The sequence below is a fragment of the Acidovorax sp. SUPP2825 genome, assembly GCF_030158995.1.
Classification (GTDB): domain Bacteria; phylum Pseudomonadota; class Gammaproteobacteria; order Burkholderiales; family Burkholderiaceae_C; genus Paracidovorax.
In genome coordinates this window covers 418,590-434,294 of the sequence record NZ_BQXK01000002.1, presented here as the reverse complement: position 1 = coordinate 434,294, position 15,705 = coordinate 418,590, and the positions used below count along the sequence as shown (strand labels likewise).

Annotated in this window: 15 protein-coding genes; 4 read left to right on the top strand and 11 right to left on the bottom strand. The window is 65.2% G+C overall.

Going from position 1 to position 15,705, the window contains the following annotated elements:
• Window positions 1-29: 29 nt before the first annotated feature.
• The 4 genes from AVAK2825_RS04540 to AVAK2825_RS04525 form a co-directional block, all read right to left on the bottom strand.
• A complete protein-coding gene (locus AVAK2825_RS04540) occupies window positions 30-1,253 on the bottom strand; it encodes an MFS transporter (RefSeq protein WP_284394704.1) in 1,224 nt (407 codons plus the stop codon).
• A 1-nt stretch (window position 1,254) separates the two neighbouring features.
• Window positions 1,255-2,847 carry a carbamoyltransferase C-terminal domain-containing protein gene (locus tag AVAK2825_RS04535; RefSeq protein ID WP_284394703.1) on the bottom strand — a complete coding sequence of 531 codons (1,593 nt, stop codon included), beginning with the start codon at window positions 2,845-2,847 and terminating at the stop codon, window positions 1,255-1,257.
• A 3-nt stretch (window positions 2,848-2,850) separates the two neighbouring features.
• Complete coding sequence (locus AVAK2825_RS04530) at window positions 2,851-3,909, bottom strand: SagB/ThcOx family dehydrogenase (protein WP_284394702.1); 1,059 nt, start codon at window positions 3,907-3,909, stop codon at window positions 2,851-2,853.
• A 583-nt stretch (window positions 3,910-4,492) separates the two neighbouring features.
• Window positions 4,493-5,395, bottom strand: a complete 903-nt coding sequence (locus tag AVAK2825_RS04525; protein WP_284394701.1) for an oxidoreductase — start codon at window positions 5,393-5,395, stop codon at window positions 4,493-4,495.
• Between the two features lie 180 nt (window positions 5,396-5,575).
• Between AVAK2825_RS04525 and AVAK2825_RS04520 the strand changes: the two genes are divergently transcribed.
• On the top strand, window positions 5,576-6,586 hold the full coding sequence (locus tag AVAK2825_RS04520; RefSeq protein WP_284394700.1) for a LysR family transcriptional regulator: 1,011 nt from the start codon (window positions 5,576-5,578) through the stop codon (window positions 6,584-6,586).
• 69 nt (window positions 6,587-6,655) lie between these two features.
• On the opposite strand, the gene AVAK2825_RS04515 is transcribed toward AVAK2825_RS04520, so the two are convergent.
• Window positions 6,656-7,186: a GNAT family N-acetyltransferase gene (locus tag AVAK2825_RS04515; protein ID WP_284394699.1), complete on the bottom strand. Its 531-nt coding sequence runs from the start codon at window positions 7,184-7,186 to the stop codon at window positions 6,656-6,658.
• Window positions 7,187-7,413: 227 nt separating this feature from the next.
• On the opposite strand from AVAK2825_RS04515, the gene AVAK2825_RS04510 reads away from it, so the two are divergent.
• A complete protein-coding gene (locus tag AVAK2825_RS04510; RefSeq protein ID WP_284394698.1) occupies window positions 7,414-8,538 on the top strand; it encodes a hypothetical protein in 1,125 nt (374 codons plus the stop codon).
• 111 nt (window positions 8,539-8,649) lie between these two features.
• Here AVAK2825_RS04510 and AVAK2825_RS04505 read toward each other — a convergent pair whose 3' ends face one another.
• Complete coding sequence (locus tag AVAK2825_RS04505; RefSeq protein ID WP_284394697.1) at window positions 8,650-9,951, bottom strand: Glu/Leu/Phe/Val family dehydrogenase; 1,302 nt, start codon at window positions 9,949-9,951, stop codon at window positions 8,650-8,652.
• Between the two features lie 166 nt (window positions 9,952-10,117).
• A complete protein-coding gene (locus AVAK2825_RS04500; protein WP_284394696.1) occupies window positions 10,118-11,044 on the bottom strand; it encodes a PPK2 family polyphosphate kinase in 927 nt (308 codons plus the stop codon).
• 85 nt (window positions 11,045-11,129) lie between these two features.
• Between AVAK2825_RS04500 and AVAK2825_RS04495 the strand changes: the two genes are divergently transcribed.
• Window positions 11,130-11,948 (top strand): fumarylacetoacetate hydrolase family protein, encoded by an 819-nt coding sequence (locus AVAK2825_RS04495; protein WP_284394695.1) that lies wholly within the window; start codon window positions 11,130-11,132, stop codon window positions 11,946-11,948.
• A gap of 60 nt (window positions 11,949-12,008) precedes the next feature.
• On the opposite strand, the gene AVAK2825_RS04490 is transcribed toward AVAK2825_RS04495, so the two are convergent.
• Entirely contained in the window at window positions 12,009-12,956 is a 948-nt protein-coding gene (locus AVAK2825_RS04490; protein ID WP_284394694.1) for a LysR family transcriptional regulator, read from the bottom strand.
• A 117-nt stretch (window positions 12,957-13,073) separates the two neighbouring features.
• On the opposite strand from AVAK2825_RS04490, the gene AVAK2825_RS04485 reads away from it, so the two are divergent.
• The gene (locus AVAK2825_RS04485; RefSeq protein ID WP_284394760.1) at window positions 13,074-13,550 is read left to right on the top strand and encodes a PACE efflux transporter; all 477 of its coding nucleotides are present in this window, start codon (window positions 13,074-13,076) and stop codon (window positions 13,548-13,550) included.
• Window positions 13,551-13,567: 17 nt separating this feature from the next.
• Here AVAK2825_RS04485 and AVAK2825_RS04480 read toward each other — a convergent pair whose 3' ends face one another.
• The 3 genes from AVAK2825_RS04480 to AVAK2825_RS04470 all read right to left on the bottom strand — a co-directional run bounded on the left by AVAK2825_RS04480 (window position 13,568) and on the right by AVAK2825_RS04470 (window position 15,658).
• Window positions 13,568-14,257 carry a hypothetical protein gene (locus tag AVAK2825_RS04480; protein WP_284394693.1) on the bottom strand — a complete coding sequence of 230 codons (690 nt, stop codon included), beginning with the start codon at window positions 14,255-14,257 and terminating at the stop codon, window positions 13,568-13,570.
• Between the two features lie 77 nt (window positions 14,258-14,334).
• Window positions 14,335-15,159, bottom strand: a complete 825-nt coding sequence (locus AVAK2825_RS04475; RefSeq protein WP_284394692.1) for a DODA-type extradiol aromatic ring-opening family dioxygenase — start codon at window positions 15,157-15,159, stop codon at window positions 14,335-14,337.
• Between the two features lie 58 nt (window positions 15,160-15,217).
• The gene (locus AVAK2825_RS04470) at window positions 15,218-15,658 is read right to left on the bottom strand and encodes a DoxX family protein (RefSeq protein WP_284394691.1); all 441 of its coding nucleotides are present in this window, start codon (window positions 15,656-15,658) and stop codon (window positions 15,218-15,220) included.
• Between the last annotated feature and the right edge of the window lie 47 nt (window positions 15,659-15,705).

The following is a 15,705-nucleotide window of genomic DNA, read 5'->3' as shown; positions in this document are numbered from 1 at the left end:
ATATTCCACTAGGGCATGTTGCTATTAAATTAGTAGCGAAAAAAAGGGCGATTCCAGCGGTTTGACATGAACACCAGTGCCAACAGCATCACCGAGATGGCAGCGGCTGCGATGAACGGTATTTCAGTCCCTCCATGTGCAATAAGCAAAGCACCAAGAGACGGGGCCGACACGATCGCGAAGGTAGACACACTCCTCAAGGAGGTGCTTACCCGCCCCAGCAAATGCTGGGGGCACAGGTTCTGAATATTGACACTCGCGCCGATGGTGAATAATTCATAACCGAAACCGTTGGTAAACCAAAGCGCCGCGAAGGACAGATTATTCAAATGGTGTGGCGCCACTTTAATAATAACTGCCGAAGAAACGATGGCGAGCGAAAAAATAACAATGCCATGGCGGATAAGAAATCCTGCCTCCTTGTTCTTCAAAAGAAACCGTACCAAGAATGCCGCAGTGATTGCCCCTGCCGCAGTGCTCGAAACGATGAGGGAAAAAACGGTGGTGTCGAATCCCTTTGATCTGACAAAAGAAGCCAAATGGGGGTCGTAGATTGCCAAGGCCAGTGAAGCCCCGATTGTCAAGCACATACTAATCAATAAAGCGGGAGGGAGGCTGCTGAATGATTTGAAGCCGTCGATGAGATTCATCGCGAGATTTCTGACGCCACGGATATTTTCCTTGATTGGAAAGTCGATGCCCTTGAACAAGCGCGGTAGTACCAACATGCAGATACCAGTCGAAGCTGCAGATACGAAAAAGACCCGTTGGGCTGGCACTGCCAGAATGAGCAAACCTGCCAATGCCGGGGTGGCGATTTTGGCCAATTGATCCAAGGCGCTCAAGCTTGAAAAATAGCGGGTGCGAACATTTTGGTGGATAACTTGGTTCGTGATAACGGCGCTAGATGGCCAATAAGCCAGATTGGCCAAACCTTTTGCCAGCACCAAAATAGCAAAGATCCAAAATGACGGGGCAACGGCAATGAGAACAGTGAAAAAGGTGCGGAAAATCGTGCCCAAGAGCATCAACTTTCGGGGGTCGCTTCGGTCAAGAAATGCGCCAAAGATAGGGCCAATGATTAAACTAGGTAAGCCATAGAGGGCCGCGACCAATGCAACTTCAGAAGGGGACGACTTCCAAATAAAAGAGGCCACTGAAAAGATTAAAAAAATATCTATCCAGGAAGCAAAGCCTGCCAATGTCTGAATGCACAGCAAAAACCAATACTTGGATTGGTGATTTTTTTGCATGTTAGGGAATATTTTTGGGTTTTGGAGTAAAAATTCTGTTCTCAAAAACAAAGCCGTCTAGGCCATGTTCTTTTGCGAAATGAATCAGATCACTAAGTCGGTTTAAAAAACCTCCTCCGTTAAAATTCAGTGAGGTGTTGCATAGCACTCCCAGGCCAGTGTATTTTTTGAATTCCACTAATAATTCAAATATATCGGCATTATTTTCTGGCGTGATCGACTGAGGTCTGGCCGAATTGTCTACATGGGTGACGGCTGGAATTTTGTCGGAATTGACATTCCTGAAATGCAGCATGTACGGGCTGGGGACGGAGGAGCCGAAATACTCCTGCATGTCGTTGGCTAGGCATATTGGTGCAATTGGACGGTAGGCTTCCCGCTTTTTGATTTTGTTGAGCTTTGCCAGCATGTTTTTGGTTGAAGGGGATGCCAGTATGGATCGCGCCCCCAGTGCGCGAGGTCCCATTTCATAGCGACCGCGCATCCATCCTAGAACAGCCCCATTTGCGAGCAACTTGGCAAATGCAGGCGCAGCGTAATCGAAGATGTCCCAACCGCTGAGATCGGGATTGTCATCGTAGGGAGATTCTCCGGCGTAAACGTTCCACTTGACTTTTGCATGGCCACTGAGGAAATGTTGCGCATCGATCGCCGTTCCGATGGCCGAGCCACTGTCATTCACGCACGGCGGAATGAAAAAATCCTCGAATAACTGGCTGTCTACCCATTTTGAATTCCATTCACAGTTGAGGCCGCATCCCCCTGAAATGATGAGTGGATGTTTTCCATACAGTTTTATTGCAGATCGCGCCGCCTCTTCAAACTTCGAATAGATGGTATCGGATAATAATCGGGCCACATTGGAAAATTTTTGACTCGTAACGCCGCAATTATAATATTTGCTATTTTTGAGTTTTTCTTTATCTAGCGTGTTTCTAATATCGCCAGTGGAAAGAATTCGACTGATGAGTTCCTGACCCTCAAGGTCTACCCCGCTGGGCTGGGCATAAGCTGCGATGGCCATCAGCTTGCCCGCATCGCTGAGTCTGACGAGTCCAGGCTTCAATTTGAATTCAGCGTCTGCGAGCCCGAAAAGGAACGCGTAACGTACCCCCGGATAAGTCATGACATCGCCGATTTTCTTGATTTGCACGTTCTCGTCGATGAAGTACCACGCGCCGAGATAACCTTCCCAAAGAAGAACATAACATGCCCGCCCCTGTTCCCATGGCGAAAGCCCATAGCCGCACATCAAATGGGAGCGGGCGTGACTAGAGCTGAAATAAGTCGCGGGTTGGCCCCAGATCGTTACCGCTTTTGATATGACACCATCGGTGTTCGAATACCCAGCTTCAATCGAAAAACCTTCAGGATCTGAGCCTTTGCTCCAACCGCCATAAGCCAGCACATTGGGCTGTTTTTCTCCAGTGAGCATCAATTTCAACAGCGTGTCTCCGGAAAAATCGCTGTATCGGCGGCCATTGTCTTTTTCCGATTCTAGGGAATAGATTAGCTCGCCATTTTCAATCAGAGCGGCTGTGCCGTCATGACCGGGTTTTATGCCTAATATACATAAATCCTTAATGGATGTCATCAACTAAACTCCCCCTGTTATCTTGCGGGTTATTCTATCCACACTGTTTCCACTGCCTGTGCCTCCGCCCACGACCAAAATTGGATGTTCGATATCCGCAGAACACTCCAGAATTTCCGCAAGCTCCCGGTCGTGAAAATAACCGGTAAGCCAAGGCTTCAATTCCATGGCTGTGATCAATAGATTCAGGGTTTGGGAGAGGTGGCCCACTTCCATCAACATCGGGCGGTAGGCTCGGGAGTGCGGATATTTCCACCACATCTTGTCGAATCGTGAGGTCATCACAATGGCGAAAGCCATGTCGTTAGCCCAATCTTGATGGCATAAGTAAGTGCCTATCGGTTCCTCTGGAAGTGCCTTGATGAACTCTAATTCGTGTCTTTTCGACAGGTAGTGGTATATGCCACTAGGCAAGCCTTCGATATTGATTGCCCATAGATAGGGTTCGGTGCATTGCAATCCCCCAGCAGCTGGCGAAGTCCGCTTGTATCCATAGACAGATAGATTTTCCATATTTTCGTCTGCCTTGATATCACCAAAGGCGCAGTAGAGTAACGTTGAAATCTTTCTGAGAGACACGGGCTTGCTATCGAAATCCCTGCAGGTCCGCCTGCTGAGCAAAGATTCCCACAGATTTGCACTATTCAGTTCTTTTAATTCGAAATCCGGTAGGGCAAATCGGGTGCCTCCTTTGATGATTTCGACCGGCGGCATGGCATCACGAATAGAGGCGCAGAAATCCAAGTATGAAGCTGCATATTCGTGTGAACTTGTGGGCGACTGCATTGATTCTGGCGCTAGGGGGTGCTGGGTGCCATAATGAAAAATATGAGACAGCCAATCCCAAGACCATTTTTGCTCCCGAAAGGCATCAACTAATACCTCTGCATTGGAAATATCTTCGTCAACCTGCGTTTTTTTGACAAAGGCCCCCGTTGAAAATTCAAGCAGGCGATTAAGATGCTTGGGTGTTATTTCGAATTGTTGATGTTTTTCATAGTCCCAAAAAATCAATTTTCCCGCATCTATTTTTAGAAAGTGAGAAGGCTGCAGCCACTTCATAACTGTAATTGGAGAATTTATTGAAATGGGTGAACACAAGTTCACCCATTGCTGAGTTAATTATTTTCTGATCGCGTGGTCTCGATATGCGTCATTGGATTGGCATTTCAATGGCGATTCAATTTGAATTTTCTTCATATGATGATCCTTAAGATTTAAAACGCCGCGAAATTGCGACAGAACAATATTGCCACCAAATAGGTGTCTGGAAAGGTAATATGAGAAACATCAACAAAATAAAAATAACTTATCTGCGAAGAAATAATTTTCTATATAAATTTTATTTAATATAATTATTTGCATTTTTTATGAATTGCTTCCCCCAATCCAGTGGGCTAATAAAAAATGATAGTGCGTCGATAAACAGGGCCTACGATGGCGGAAGCCGTGGTGCCGCACCTGTAGCCGGACGGTGAGTGGCAGAGAGTTTGGTCTCCAATCGGCCTCTAGCGCATATTCCACTAAGGCATGTTGCTATTTAATTTGTAGCATTTGACTGAATCGATCTTGCATGCCTGCGCATCGAAACAGAGCGCGGCGCGACGGTGGCGCGGCTTCCGCGAGGGGTGCCGCGCCGCCGGGGTCATGCGGCTGCGTTCGCCGGGAAGTCCGTGGACGCGGCCAGCGCGCACCACTGGGCGGTTTCCGCCTGCACGAACGCGAGCTTGTCGGCAATGGCCTGCAGCGTGTCGGTGCCCAGCGGCAGGCGCAGGGGCGGCGCGGGGCTGTCCACCAGTTGCAGGATGGCCTGGGCCAGGCGCACGGGGTCGCCGGGCTGGTTCAGGTTGATGCGGCGGGCCGCCTCGCGCACGGCGCCGGCGCTGGCGGCGTAGTCCTGCACGACCCGGGGCGAGATCGCCAGCGACGCCGTGTCGAGGAATTCGGTGCGAAAGTAGCCCGGCTCCACCACCGTGGCGTGGATGCCCAGCGGTGCCAGCTCGGCATGCAGGGCTTCGGTCAGACCCTCGACCGCGAACTTGGTCGAGCAATACACGCCGAAACCCGCACTCGATTGCACCCCGCCCAGCGACGAGATGTTGATCACGTGGCCGGCGCGTTGCGCGCGCAGGGTGGGCAGCACGGCACGGGTCACGTTCAGCAGGCCGAACACGTTGGTGTCGTAGAGGCTGCGCACCTCGTCGGCGGTGGCCTCTTCCACCGCGCCCAGCAGGCCGTAGCCCGCGTTGTTGACCAGCACGTCGATCCGGCCGAAGCGCTCCAGCGCGGCGCCCACCGCCTGGCGGGCCTGTGCCTCGTCGGTCACGTCCAGGGACACGGCCAGCAGTGCGTCGTGCGTGCCCAGCCGCTGGGTGACGGACGGCGCGTTGCGCGAGGTGGCCACCACGGCATCGCCCCGGGCCAGCGCGGCCTCTGCGATGCGGGCACCGATGCCGCGTGAGGCGCCGGTGATCAGCCAGACGCGGGGATGGGAAGACGACGAAGCGGAGGTGGAAGCGGAAGTGGCAATGGAAGCGGTGGCGGTCATGGAAAGGTCCTCGGGTTTCTATTGGCGGTCTGCTCGGTCTGGCAGGCCGGTCGATCCGGCTGCCGTGGGTGGGACTTTAGGCACACCATTGCCATTGCACTAGCCCATAATCACTCGATTCATACGCAAGTGATACTTGTCAATCGACGGTCAATCGACCGTCAATCAAGGGGAAATGCCATGGCCATCAACGAGCTGCGGGCCATCGCCACCTTCGCGAAAGCCGCCGAACTCGGCAGCCTGCGCCAGGCGGCCTCGGCACAGGGCGTCACGCCGCAGGCGGCCAGCCTGGCGCTGGCACAGCTGGAGGCGCACCTGGGCGTGCGGCTGTTCCACCGCACCACGCGCAGCCTCAGCCTGACGGAGGAGGGCCGCCGGTTTCTCGATGCCGCGCAGCCCGGGCTGGCCACCTTGCAGCGGGCGGTGCACGGCGCGCGGCGCGGGCGTGAGGAGATCGCCGGGCCGCTGCGCGTCACCGCGCCGCGGTCGATGATGCTGGAGGTCATCTGGCCCGTGGTGGACGCGTTCTGCCGCCGCTATCCGCAGGTGGAGCCCGATGTGCAGTTGGACGACCGCATCGGCAACTGGGTGGAGGACCGGGTGGATGTGGGCTTTCGCTCCGGCTACCCGCCCGAGGGCGGGGTCGTCGCGCGGCGCTTGATGGCGCTGCAGCTGGTGGTGTGCGCCACGCCGGAGTACCTGGCGCGCCATGGCGTGCCGTTGCGCATCGAAGACCTGGCTGGGCACCGCTGCAGCGGTTTTCGCCACCCCGCCACGGGCAAGCCCATGCCGTGGGAGTTCCGCGTGGGCGAAGAGATCGTGGCCCACGCCGTCGCGCCGGCGTTCTGCGTCAACGACATTGAGCTGGAGGCGCGCGCCGTGCTGGGCGGCCACGCGATCGGACAGCTGGTGGGCACCACCGCCGCGCCGCTGGTGCGCAGCGGCCGGCTGGTGCCGGTGCTGACCGATGTGGTCGCGCACCACCTGGGCCTGTACGTCTATTACGGTAGCCGTGCGGCCCAGCCGGCGCGGGTGCGCGCCTTCATCGACCTGGCGGTGGACATGCTGGCGGACAACCCGGCGTTCGGCCTGAGCCCGCAGGAGTTGGCGGGGGCCAGCGCGGCGCACGCGAAGGCGCTGAAGAAAAGCCACAAAGCCGCTGCCGCCCAGGCGCCGACCCGCTCGGGGTGACGCGCAAGGCGGGCCCTGCTCCTCGGTGCCGCGCGCATCGCCGCGGCGTGTGCCTGCGCTGCGCCCGTGTCAGCCGCGGCGCAGCCGGCACGCCATCAGGATTTCGTCGTGGTACTGGCCATCGACGCAGAGGTACTCCCGCTCGACGCCATAGGCCACGAAGCCCAGCGCCCGGTACAGCGCCACCGCCGCCGTGTTCGACGCGGTCACCCCCAGGTTGACCTGGCGCACGCCCAGCGGATCGACGGCGTATTCCAGGGCATGGCGCAGCAGGCGCCGCCCCACGGACCGGCGCCGCGCTTCGGGCGCCACGTACATGCCCCAGAGGAACGCCTTGTGCGAGAGCTGGCGCATGTCTTCGCGCTTGATGCCCACGGTGGCGACGAGCGTGCCGCCGTCGAAGGCGCCCAGCACGGCCCGGCCGGGCTGAGGCTGCAGGCGGCGTTCGAAGTCGGCCAGGGGCGTGGCGGCCTCTTCCTCGTAGCTGGACGAGAACGCCTGCGGGCATTCCCGCAGCCCGCGCAGCCGCAGGGCGGCGAACGGCGCGGCGTCGGCGGGGGTGAGGGGGCGCAACTGCAGGGCGTCGAGGTCGGGGGGCATGGAGGGCATGGGTCAAGCGGGGCGGCCGAGAAGGGCCGGGGGCCGGGCCGTTGCGGCGGCTTCCGGGGGCGGGCGCACGATCCGGTGCGGGGATGCGTTCCGTTATACCAACCTGCGCGGTGGCGGCGGGTTGGCGAACCGCCAGAATCGGTGCACAGTTCCGCGAACGCACCGTCCCACCCCGCCGACCGAACCCCCACCCCTGACCCCTCACCCCGCTCCACGCCATGTCCGCCTCCATCGATCCGCCCCGCGCTCCGCTTGCCCCGGTGGCGCGCGTGCTGGCCGAAGCGGCGCTGCAGCGGCAGAACACCTTGCTCGGCGTCGATGCCTCGGGGGTGCCCGCGGCGGGCGGTGCCGATGGCGGCACCCCGGTGCCCGGCGCGTTGCCTCTGCCCCCCACGGCGCAGCGCCCGCCCCTGCCTGCGCTCGCCGACCGCGTCAGCATTTCTCCGCAGGCCCGCCAGAGCCTGGAGGGCGCGGCGACCGGGCCGGCGGGCGCGGCATCCGCCGCCCGTGTGGCCGTCCCGGGGCCGGGCGCTCCCGCCACGGCAGCGCCCGCCGCTGGGCTTGCCGGTGCCGCACCGGCACCGGGCGCGGCCGCCGTGCAGGGCCTGCCCTGGCCCACCAGTGGCGTCGGCGCCCCGTTGCGCCAGATGCTCGGCGCGCTGCTGCAGCAACTCACGGCGCCCACGGGGCGGCCGCAGCAGGTCGCCGTGGCGCAGCCGTGGCCCGCGGCCCTGGCGCAGGGCGCGGCGGACGATCTGCCGCCCCTGCAGACCTGGCTGGCGCGCCAGGGCGTGGTGGAAACGGCCGATGGCCCGCGCGGCTACGCCCTCACGCTGCGGGTGCCGGCGGCGTGGCTGCAGCAGCAGCCGTCGGTGGGCGCGGCAGGGGGGGCGCCCGCGTCGGCGGGTGCCGGCCCGGCGGTGCCCGGCGAAGCCTCGCCGCCGCTCGTCTTCGCGGGCCGCCCGCAGGCGCTGCAGTCGGGGCTGTTCGCGCTGGTGCTGCAGTCGGGCGAGGGCGCGGCGGCCAGCCGCACCAGCGCCCTGCTGGCCCTGGACCTGGCGCCGCACGCCCAGGCGGCGGCCGTGGTGTACGGGCGGGACATGCTGGCCCTGCAGCGCTCCGATCCCTGGCTGCAGATGGCCGCGCTGCAGGCCAGCGGCTGGCGCCCCGAGGACGAAGAGACCGGGCGCAGCGGGCAGGGCGAGGCGTGCGACACGGCGGGCTGCCCCTACGCGGGCCGGGCCCCCTGCGTGCAGCCGTTTTGCGTGGCGCTGCGGGTGTTCGAGGCTGGTGCGGCGCGGCCGGCGGGCGATGCGCCGCAGGGCTCCGGCCCGCCGCCCTGACCGGCGTACGGGCATGAAAAAACCGCCAGGCCCGGTGGGGCGCTGGCGGTCCATTCCAGGGAAGGGCGCCGGCCGGGTAGGCCGGGCGGACCCTCCTCGGGCAAGGGCGGGTCAGGGGTACAGACCGCGCATTTCGCGGGCGTGCAGGATGCGCTGGCACGCCACGATGAAGGTGGCCGTGCGCAGGCTCACCTTGTGTTCCTGCGCCACGTGCCAGATGCCGGCGAAGGCCTCCTGCATGATGCGCACGAGGCGGGCGTTGATCTCGTCCTCGCTCCAGAAGAAGCTGGAGAAATCCTGCACCCATTCGAAGTAGCTCACCGTCACGCCGCCGGCGTTGGCGATCACGTCGGGCAGCACCAGCACGCCCTTGTCGTGCAGGATGTCATCGGCCTCGGTGGTCGTGGGGCCGTTGGCGCCTTCGATCACGAGCTTGGCCTTGATCTGGCCGGCGTTGTGCTTGGTGATCTGGCCTTCCAGCGCGGCGGGGATGAGGATCTCGCAGTCCACGCCCCAGAAGTCTTCCTTGGCGATCGCATCGGCGCCGGCGAAGCCGCCCACGCCGCCCGTCTTCTTGACGTGCTCCAGCAGGGCGGGCACGTCCAGGCCGCCCTGGTGGAAGATGGTGCCGGTGTGGTCCTGCACGGCCACGACCTTGGCGCCCGCTTCGGCGAACAGCTTGCCGGCGATGCCGCCCACGTTGCCGAAGCCCTGCACCGCGATGCGCGCGCCTTCCAGCGGCAGACCCGTCAGCTTGGCGGCTTCCACGCCCACGGTGTACACGCCGCGGCCGGTGGCCTCGACGCGGCCGAGCGAGCCGCCCAGGTCCACCGGCTTGCCGGTGACCACGCCCGTGGCGGTGGCGCCGGTGTTCATGGAGTACGTGTCCATCATCCAGGCCATGACCTGGCCGTTGGTGTTCACGTCAGGGGCGGGGATGTCCTTGGAAGGGCCGATGAGCAGGCCGATCTCGCTGGTGTAGCGGCGCGTCAGGCGCTCCAGCTCGCCGCGCGACAGCTTCTTGGGATCGACGCGGATGCCGCCCTTGGCACCGCCGTAGGGCACGTTCACGGCCGCGTTCTTGACCGACATCCAGGCCGACAGGGCCATCACCTCGGACAGCGTGACGTCCTGGTGGAAGCGCACGCCGCCCTTGCCGGGACCGCGGCTCAGGTTGTGCTGCACGCGGTAGCCCTCGAAGTGGGCGATGGTGCCGTTGTCCAGCTCGATCGGCACGTCCACGATCAGGATGCGCTTGGGGCGCTTGAGCGTTTCCACCCAGCGCGCCAGGTTGCCCAGGTAGGGCGTGACGCGGTCCACCTGCTGCAGGTAGTTGCCCCACGGGCCGAGGTCGTCGGCCTGGAGGTAGGAGGGCAGTTCGTGCTGGGTGCGGGTGCCGTTGGTGTTCGACATGAGGGGGTTTCCTTGAAGGAGGGATCAGTTCAGACAACGGAGCTTATGCCTGCCCCCGGCAACTGTCCAAGGCCGGAGTGTTACAGGTTTATGCGCCGAATGCATAATCTGGGCAACGGGTCGCAACGCCGTTTTTCAAGGGCCGGCCGACGGGCGGTCGCGCGGCTCATTCCACCTGGATGCCCGCCAGCGCGGGATCGCCTTCGGGGTAGCGCAGGCCGAGCCGGGCCAGCACCTCGCGCAGCACGGTGGCGATCATGAGGTTGCGGTGGGTCTTGGAGTCGGCGGGCACGATGGTCCAGGGGGCCCACGGCGTGTGCGTGGCGGCCAGCAGGGTGGCGTAGGCGCGCTGGTAGTCGTCCCACTGCTTGCGCGCGGCGATGTCGCCCAGGTCGAATTTCCAGTGCTTGGCCGGGTCGTCCAGGCGCTCCTGCAGGCGCTTGCGCTGCTCGTCCCGGCTGATGTGCAGCATGAACTTCACCACCACGGTGCCGGTTTCGGTCAGCAGGCGTTCGAAGTCGTTGATGTGCGCCAGCCGCTGGCGGTGCTGCTCGGGTGTGATCCAGCCGTTCACCACGGGCACCAGCACGTCTTCATAGTGGCTGCGGTTGAACACGGTCAGCTCGCCCGCGCCGGGCACCTGCTGGTGGATGCGCCAGAGGTAGTCGTGGGCGCGCTCGGTGTCGGTGGGCGCCTTCCAGCCCACGGCGTGCACGCCCAGCGCGCTCATGCGGCCGAACACCCCGCGCACCGTGCCGTCCTTGCCGGAGGTGTCGGTGCCCTGCAGGATCACCAGGAGCTTGTAGCGCTTGTCGGCGTACAGCAGGTCCTGCAGGGTGTCCAGTTCGAGGGCCAGGGCCTCGACGCGCGCCTTGTCGCTGGCCTTGTCGCCCTGCGAGAAGGGCTTGGCCGCGGGGTCGAAGCGGGCCAGGTCCAGGGCGGGCAGGGGGCCGTCTTTCGCCGCTGCCTTGGCCTCGGCCTTCGCGGCCTTGCCGTCCGGCTCCGCGTGGGCCGGCGCGGGCTGCCATGGCGCCAGGCGCCGGGCGATCTCGTCGGGGGTCAGGGGAGCGGGGGCGGGGGCTTTGGCGGCCATGGCGGGTCCTGGTGGGGTGGGAAAGTCCATAGTGTCGCGCGGGCCGCACAATCATCGCCCGAGCCCCTGAACGAGAAAGCCTTCCATGTCCGTCGACCCCGCCGTGAATTCCGCCGATTCCTCCCCTCCGGTTGCCGGGGTTGCCGCGGTCGCCCAGGCCCTGCTGCAGGCGCGCGCCACCGCCGTGCCCGCCGACGCGCAGCCGCTGTCGGCGGCCCTGCCGGACGCCGATGCCGCCTATGCCGTGCAGGGCGCCGTGGCGCAGGCGCTGGGCTGGTGGTCCACCGGCGTGCCCCGGTACTGGAAGTCCGGCGGTGCGGACCGCGCGATCGTGCTCACCCACGCCCCGCTGCCCGAAGCGGGCGTGTGGGCCCATCCGGCCCAGGCGCAGGCCTGGCCGTTCGCGCTGCGCGGCATCGAGGCCGAGATCGCCCTGCGGCTGGGCCAGGCGGTGGATGCCGCCACCGCGGCCCGGCTGGCCGACGGCGAGGGCGCGCACCTGGTCGACGCGATGGCCGTGTCGATCGAGATCGTGGAAACGCGCTGGGCCCAGGACGGCGCGGTGGCCGGCCTGCTCACGCTGGCCGACCAGCAGTCGCACGGCGCGCTGGTGCTGGGCGACTGGGTGCCGTTCGACGCCGGCGCGCCGCCCGACTGGGCGCAGCAGCGCTGCAGGGTGCGCATCACGGGCCAAGACGCGGTGGAGCGCCAGGGCACGCATTCGCTGGGCGATCCCGCCTGGCTGCTGGCCGCGTGGCTGCGCCATGCCACGCAGCACTTCGGCACCCTGCCGGCCGGCACGGTGGTCACCACCGGCAACTGGGCCGGTCGGCTGAACGCCCGCCTGGGCGATGCGGTGGAGGTGGCGTTCGACGGCATCGGCACCGCGAGCGTGCAGCTGTAGCCGGTACCTCGGAGTGTTGTGCTATTAAATAAATAGCAATATGCCATAGTGGAATATGTGCTAGGGCCTGTTTTGGCTCAAAGGTCGCGCGGCCTGCCCGTCGATCAGCTCCACGAAGCGCCGTGCGCCCAGGCCCAGCGGGCGCTCCTTGGACCACACCACGTCCACCCACAGCGCGACGCCGTTGCTCAGGTTCTCGAAGGGCATCTCCACCAGCGAGCCCGCCGCGATGCGCGGCTGCACCAGCGCGCGCGGCTGCCAGCCCCAACCCAGGCCCGCCTCAATCAGGCCCAGCGCGGCCAGGTGGTTGTCGGTGCGCCAGTGATGGCGCGCGAACACGAAGCGCGGATCGGTCTGCGCCAGGTCGCGGCTGGCCACGACGATCTGGCGCGTGGTGGTCAGGTGCTCCTCGCGCAGCAGGGCGGCGTCCGGGGGCTCGCCGCGCTCCGCGGCCGCGGCCCGCGCGGCGGCCAGCACGGGGTGGCCCGGCGCCATCACGGCGACCAGGGTTTCGCTGCCCACCTCCTGGAAACCCTCGCGCCCGTCCATGCTGGGCCGCTCGAACACCAGCGCCAGCTGCGCCCGCCCGGCGTGCAGCAGCGCCAGCGCATCGGCCTGCGGCGCGGCCAGCACCTCGACCTGCAGCAGCGGGTGCTCCTCTGCCAGCGCCGCCAGCGGGCTGCGCCAGTGGGCGGCCAGCAGCTCGGGCGCGATGGCCAGGGTCAGGCGCTCCTCCAGCCCCTGGGTGAGGGCCAGCGCCTGCGCGTTCAGCTGCTTGAGCTGCGCCGCCAGCAGCCGCGCCTGGGGCTCCAGCGCACGGGCCGCGGCGGTGGGGCGGGGCTCGCGGCCGGTGCGGTCGAACAGCGGCACGGCCAGCTCGGCTTCGAGGTGGGCGATGGTCATGCTCACGGCCGAGGGCACGCGCGACAGGGCCCGCGCCGCGGCCGAGAACGAGCCTTGGTCCAGCACGGCCAGAAACACCTGCACGCTGTCGGAAGAAAACGCCATGGGGCCGGAGTATCTATCAATAAAACTGAAACAAGCTGACTTTATGTATCAGCCGAGCACACATACAGTGGTCCCATGTCCACGCAAACCGCCCCCGCTACCCACCGCCCCACCGGCCTGCAAGGCCTGCCGCGCCGCGTTCTCTACGTCACCCTGTACGAGCTGATCGCCATCGTGGCCGCCACGGCGGCGCTGGCGTGGCTGACGGGGCAGGGGCCGGGGCATTCGGGCGTGGTCGCGGTGGCCGCCTCGGCCATCGCGGTGGTGTGGAACCTCGTGTTCAACTGGGCGTTCGAGCGCTGGGAGGCGCGCCAGCCGGTGCGCGGGCGCAGCACGGCGCGCCGCATCGCCCATGCCATCGGGTTCGAGGGCGGCCTGGTCTTCACCCTGGTGCCGCTGTTCGCCTGGTGGTTCAAGGTCAGCCTGTGGCAGGCCTTCGTGATGGACCTGGGGCTGATCGCCTTCTTTCTTTGCTACACCTTCGTCTTCAACTGGGGCTTCGACCGCATCTTCGGCCTGCCGGCATCGGCCCAGGCGGGACCGTCCGGCGTTCAGGCCACCACGAAGGCCACCACCCAGACCGTGATTCAGTGATTCAGTGATTCAGTGATTCAGTAAGGCAGCGCAAAGCCGTTGCGTCCGGCGTTGATGCGCATGGCCGTGGGGGTGCCGTTCACCTCCTGCGCGGTGAGCGACACGCTGGCGCCCGGCACCAGCAGGCTGCGGTCGCCGCCGCGGAAGGTCACCACCGGCGCGCCAGGCGGCACGATGACGGTCTTCTCGCCACCCTGGTAGGTGAGCTTCAGCGTGCGGCCCTTGGCGGCCCCGCCGGCGGCATCGGACACGCCCGCCACGTCGGCCACGGTGGCGTTGGTCATGGTGCTCTGGGGCTGCAGGTCGAACGGGCGGTGGCCCTCGCCGGCCCCGCGCGCGGATTCGGGGAACACCGTGACGGCGATGGCGCGCTGGGTGCCGTCCGCCTGGGGCAGGGCGGCCGTGCCGATGAAGCTGCCCGGCTGGATGTCCGCCAGCGCGATCGGATAGACCTCCTGCACCACCAGCGTGGGCAAAAGCGCCAGCGTGACCGTCTGCCCGCCGCGTTCCTTGACGGTGAGCGACGTGGGCGTGGCGGCTTCGATGGTGCCGCGCAGGCGCACGGTCTGGGCGGGTGCTGCGGCGGGGGATGCCGCCGTGGGCGCTGCGGCTGGGGCTGTCTGGGCCGTGGCCGCGCCGGCGCCCAGGATCAGGGTGGCCGCCACGAAGAGCGGGGACAGGCGTGCAGGGGCGGGAATGGGCTTCATGGCGTGGCGCGGCAGCGTGCAGTGAAAGAGGCTGCCCATGATGCCCGAAGCGCCCTGGCCAGGCGTTGCCGGGCGTTTCAATGTGCCGCGCCGGCGCCGAAGCGAAAGCTCGACGCCGTCACGCCGCCGTACACGCCTTCCTCGTGGTACACGCAGTCGGCCCGTTCGGCCTCGGCCGCGCCAGCCGCGACCATGAGCGGAATCAGGTGGTCCTCGCGCGGGTGGGCGATGCGGGCCGCCGGCGCGCTTTCCCAGCCCATCAGCCGCGCGGGCCGGTCGGCCGGATCCGCGTGCACCAGCGCGTCCTGCAGCCATTGGTCGAACGCCACCGAAGGCGCCCGCCCGGCCTCGCCGAAGCGGCGCAGGTTGTGGTAGCTCAGCCCGCTGCCGACGATCAGCACGCCTTCATGGCGCAGCGGCGCCAGTGCGCGGCCGAGCGCCAGGTGCTGGGCCGGGTCCAGATCGCGCTGCAGCGACACCTGGATCACCGGCACGTCGGCGGCCGGGTACATCACCTGCAGCGGCGCGAAGGTGCCGTGGTCGAAGCCCCGCTCGGCATCGAGCCGGCTGGGCAGGCCGGCGGCCCCGATGAGGGCCGAGACCCGCTGCGCCAGGGCGGGCGCGCCCGGCGCCGGGTAGCGCACCTCGTAGGTGTGGGGCGGAAAGCCGTGGTAGTCGTACACCATCGGCGGCCGGGGGCTGGACATCACGGCGAAGGCCTCGTCCTCCCAGTGGCCGGACACCACCAGCACGGCCTGCGGGCGGGTGGCGATCTGGCGCGGGATGTCCTGCAGCGACTGCTCCAGCGTGTGCATGGTGCGGCGCATCTCGGGCACGTACGGCCAGGGGCCGCCGCCGTGCGACAGGAAATAGGTGGGCAGGGGGGAGGAGGGCGGGTGCATGGCGGTGGTCCGTGGGGGTGGGTGGTGCGGTCAAGGGCGAAAGGCGCCAGCGAGGGTGTCAGGCGCCGCGCGGGCGAATCGGCGCGCGCCGGGCGCGGCCCCACAGCACGAAGGTGCACAGCGCCAGCAGCACGAGGTTGAGCGGCACCACCATCGCCTCGCCCCGGCTCAGGTGAAAGGCGATGGCGAGCCCCTGCAGCACCACGCAGCACAGGGCCGCCAGCACGGTCAGCCGGGGCAGGATGCGCGTCAGCGCGGGCAGCAGGATGCCCAGGCCGCCCGCGATGTCGATCAGCCCGATGGCCCGCACGAAGGCGACGGGGTACTGCCCCGTCCACGGCATCATCGCGCTCAGTTCAGGAATGGGCGTGGTCAGCTTCACGACGCCCGAGGCGCAGAACACCGCGGCGACCAGCACCTGGGCGATCCAGAGGCCGATGCGCAGCGCCCGGCCCGCGGACGGGGTGGCGGCGGTGGGCGAATACGGGGTGGCGGGCATGGCGGTTCTCCAAAGGGGCCACAGCGCGTGGCGATGAAAAGGAATGG

Bases quoted from the DNA above. Each gene is read 5' to 3' on its own strand.
- AVAK2825_RS04470 (WP_284394691.1), bottom strand. From the start codon at position 15,658: ATGCCCGCCACCCCGTATTCGCCCACCGCCGCCACCCCGTCCGCGGGC.
- AVAK2825_RS04520 (WP_284394700.1), top strand. From the start codon at position 5,576: ATGGCCATCAACGAGCTGCGGGCCATCGCCACCTTCGCGAAAGCCGCC.
- AVAK2825_RS04530 (WP_284394702.1), bottom strand. From the start codon at position 3,909: ATGAAGTGGCTGCAGCCTTCTCACTTTCTAAAAATAGATGCGGGAAAA.
- AVAK2825_RS04480 (WP_284394693.1), bottom strand. From the start codon at position 14,257: ATGAAGCCCATTCCCGCCCCTGCACGCCTGTCCCCGCTCTTCGTGGCG.
- AVAK2825_RS04515 (WP_284394699.1), bottom strand. From the start codon at position 7,186: ATGCCCCCCGACCTCGACGCCCTGCAGTTGCGCCCCCTCACCCCCGCC.
- AVAK2825_RS04510 (WP_284394698.1), top strand. From the start codon at position 7,414: ATGTCCGCCTCCATCGATCCGCCCCGCGCTCCGCTTGCCCCGGTGGCG.
- AVAK2825_RS04535 (WP_284394703.1), bottom strand. From the start codon at position 2,847: ATGACATCCATTAAGGATTTATGTATATTAGGCATAAAACCCGGTCAT.
- AVAK2825_RS04495 (WP_284394695.1), top strand. From the start codon at position 11,130: ATGTCCGTCGACCCCGCCGTGAATTCCGCCGATTCCTCCCCTCCGGTT.
- AVAK2825_RS04490 (WP_284394694.1), bottom strand. From the start codon at position 12,956: ATGGCGTTTTCTTCCGACAGCGTGCAGGTGTTTCTGGCCGTGCTGGAC.
- AVAK2825_RS04500 (WP_284394696.1), bottom strand. From the start codon at position 11,044: ATGGCCGCCAAAGCCCCCGCCCCCGCTCCCCTGACCCCCGACGAGATC.
- AVAK2825_RS04505 (WP_284394697.1), bottom strand. From the start codon at position 9,951: ATGTCGAACACCAACGGCACCCGCACCCAGCACGAACTGCCCTCCTAC.
- AVAK2825_RS04540 (WP_284394704.1), bottom strand. From the start codon at position 1,253: ATGCAAAAAAATCACCAATCCAAGTATTGGTTTTTGCTGTGCATTCAG.
- AVAK2825_RS04475 (WP_284394692.1), bottom strand. From the start codon at position 15,159: ATGCACCCGCCCTCCTCCCCCCTGCCCACCTATTTCCTGTCGCACGGC.
- AVAK2825_RS04525 (WP_284394701.1), bottom strand. From the start codon at position 5,395: ATGACCGCCACCGCTTCCATTGCCACTTCCGCTTCCACCTCCGCTTCG.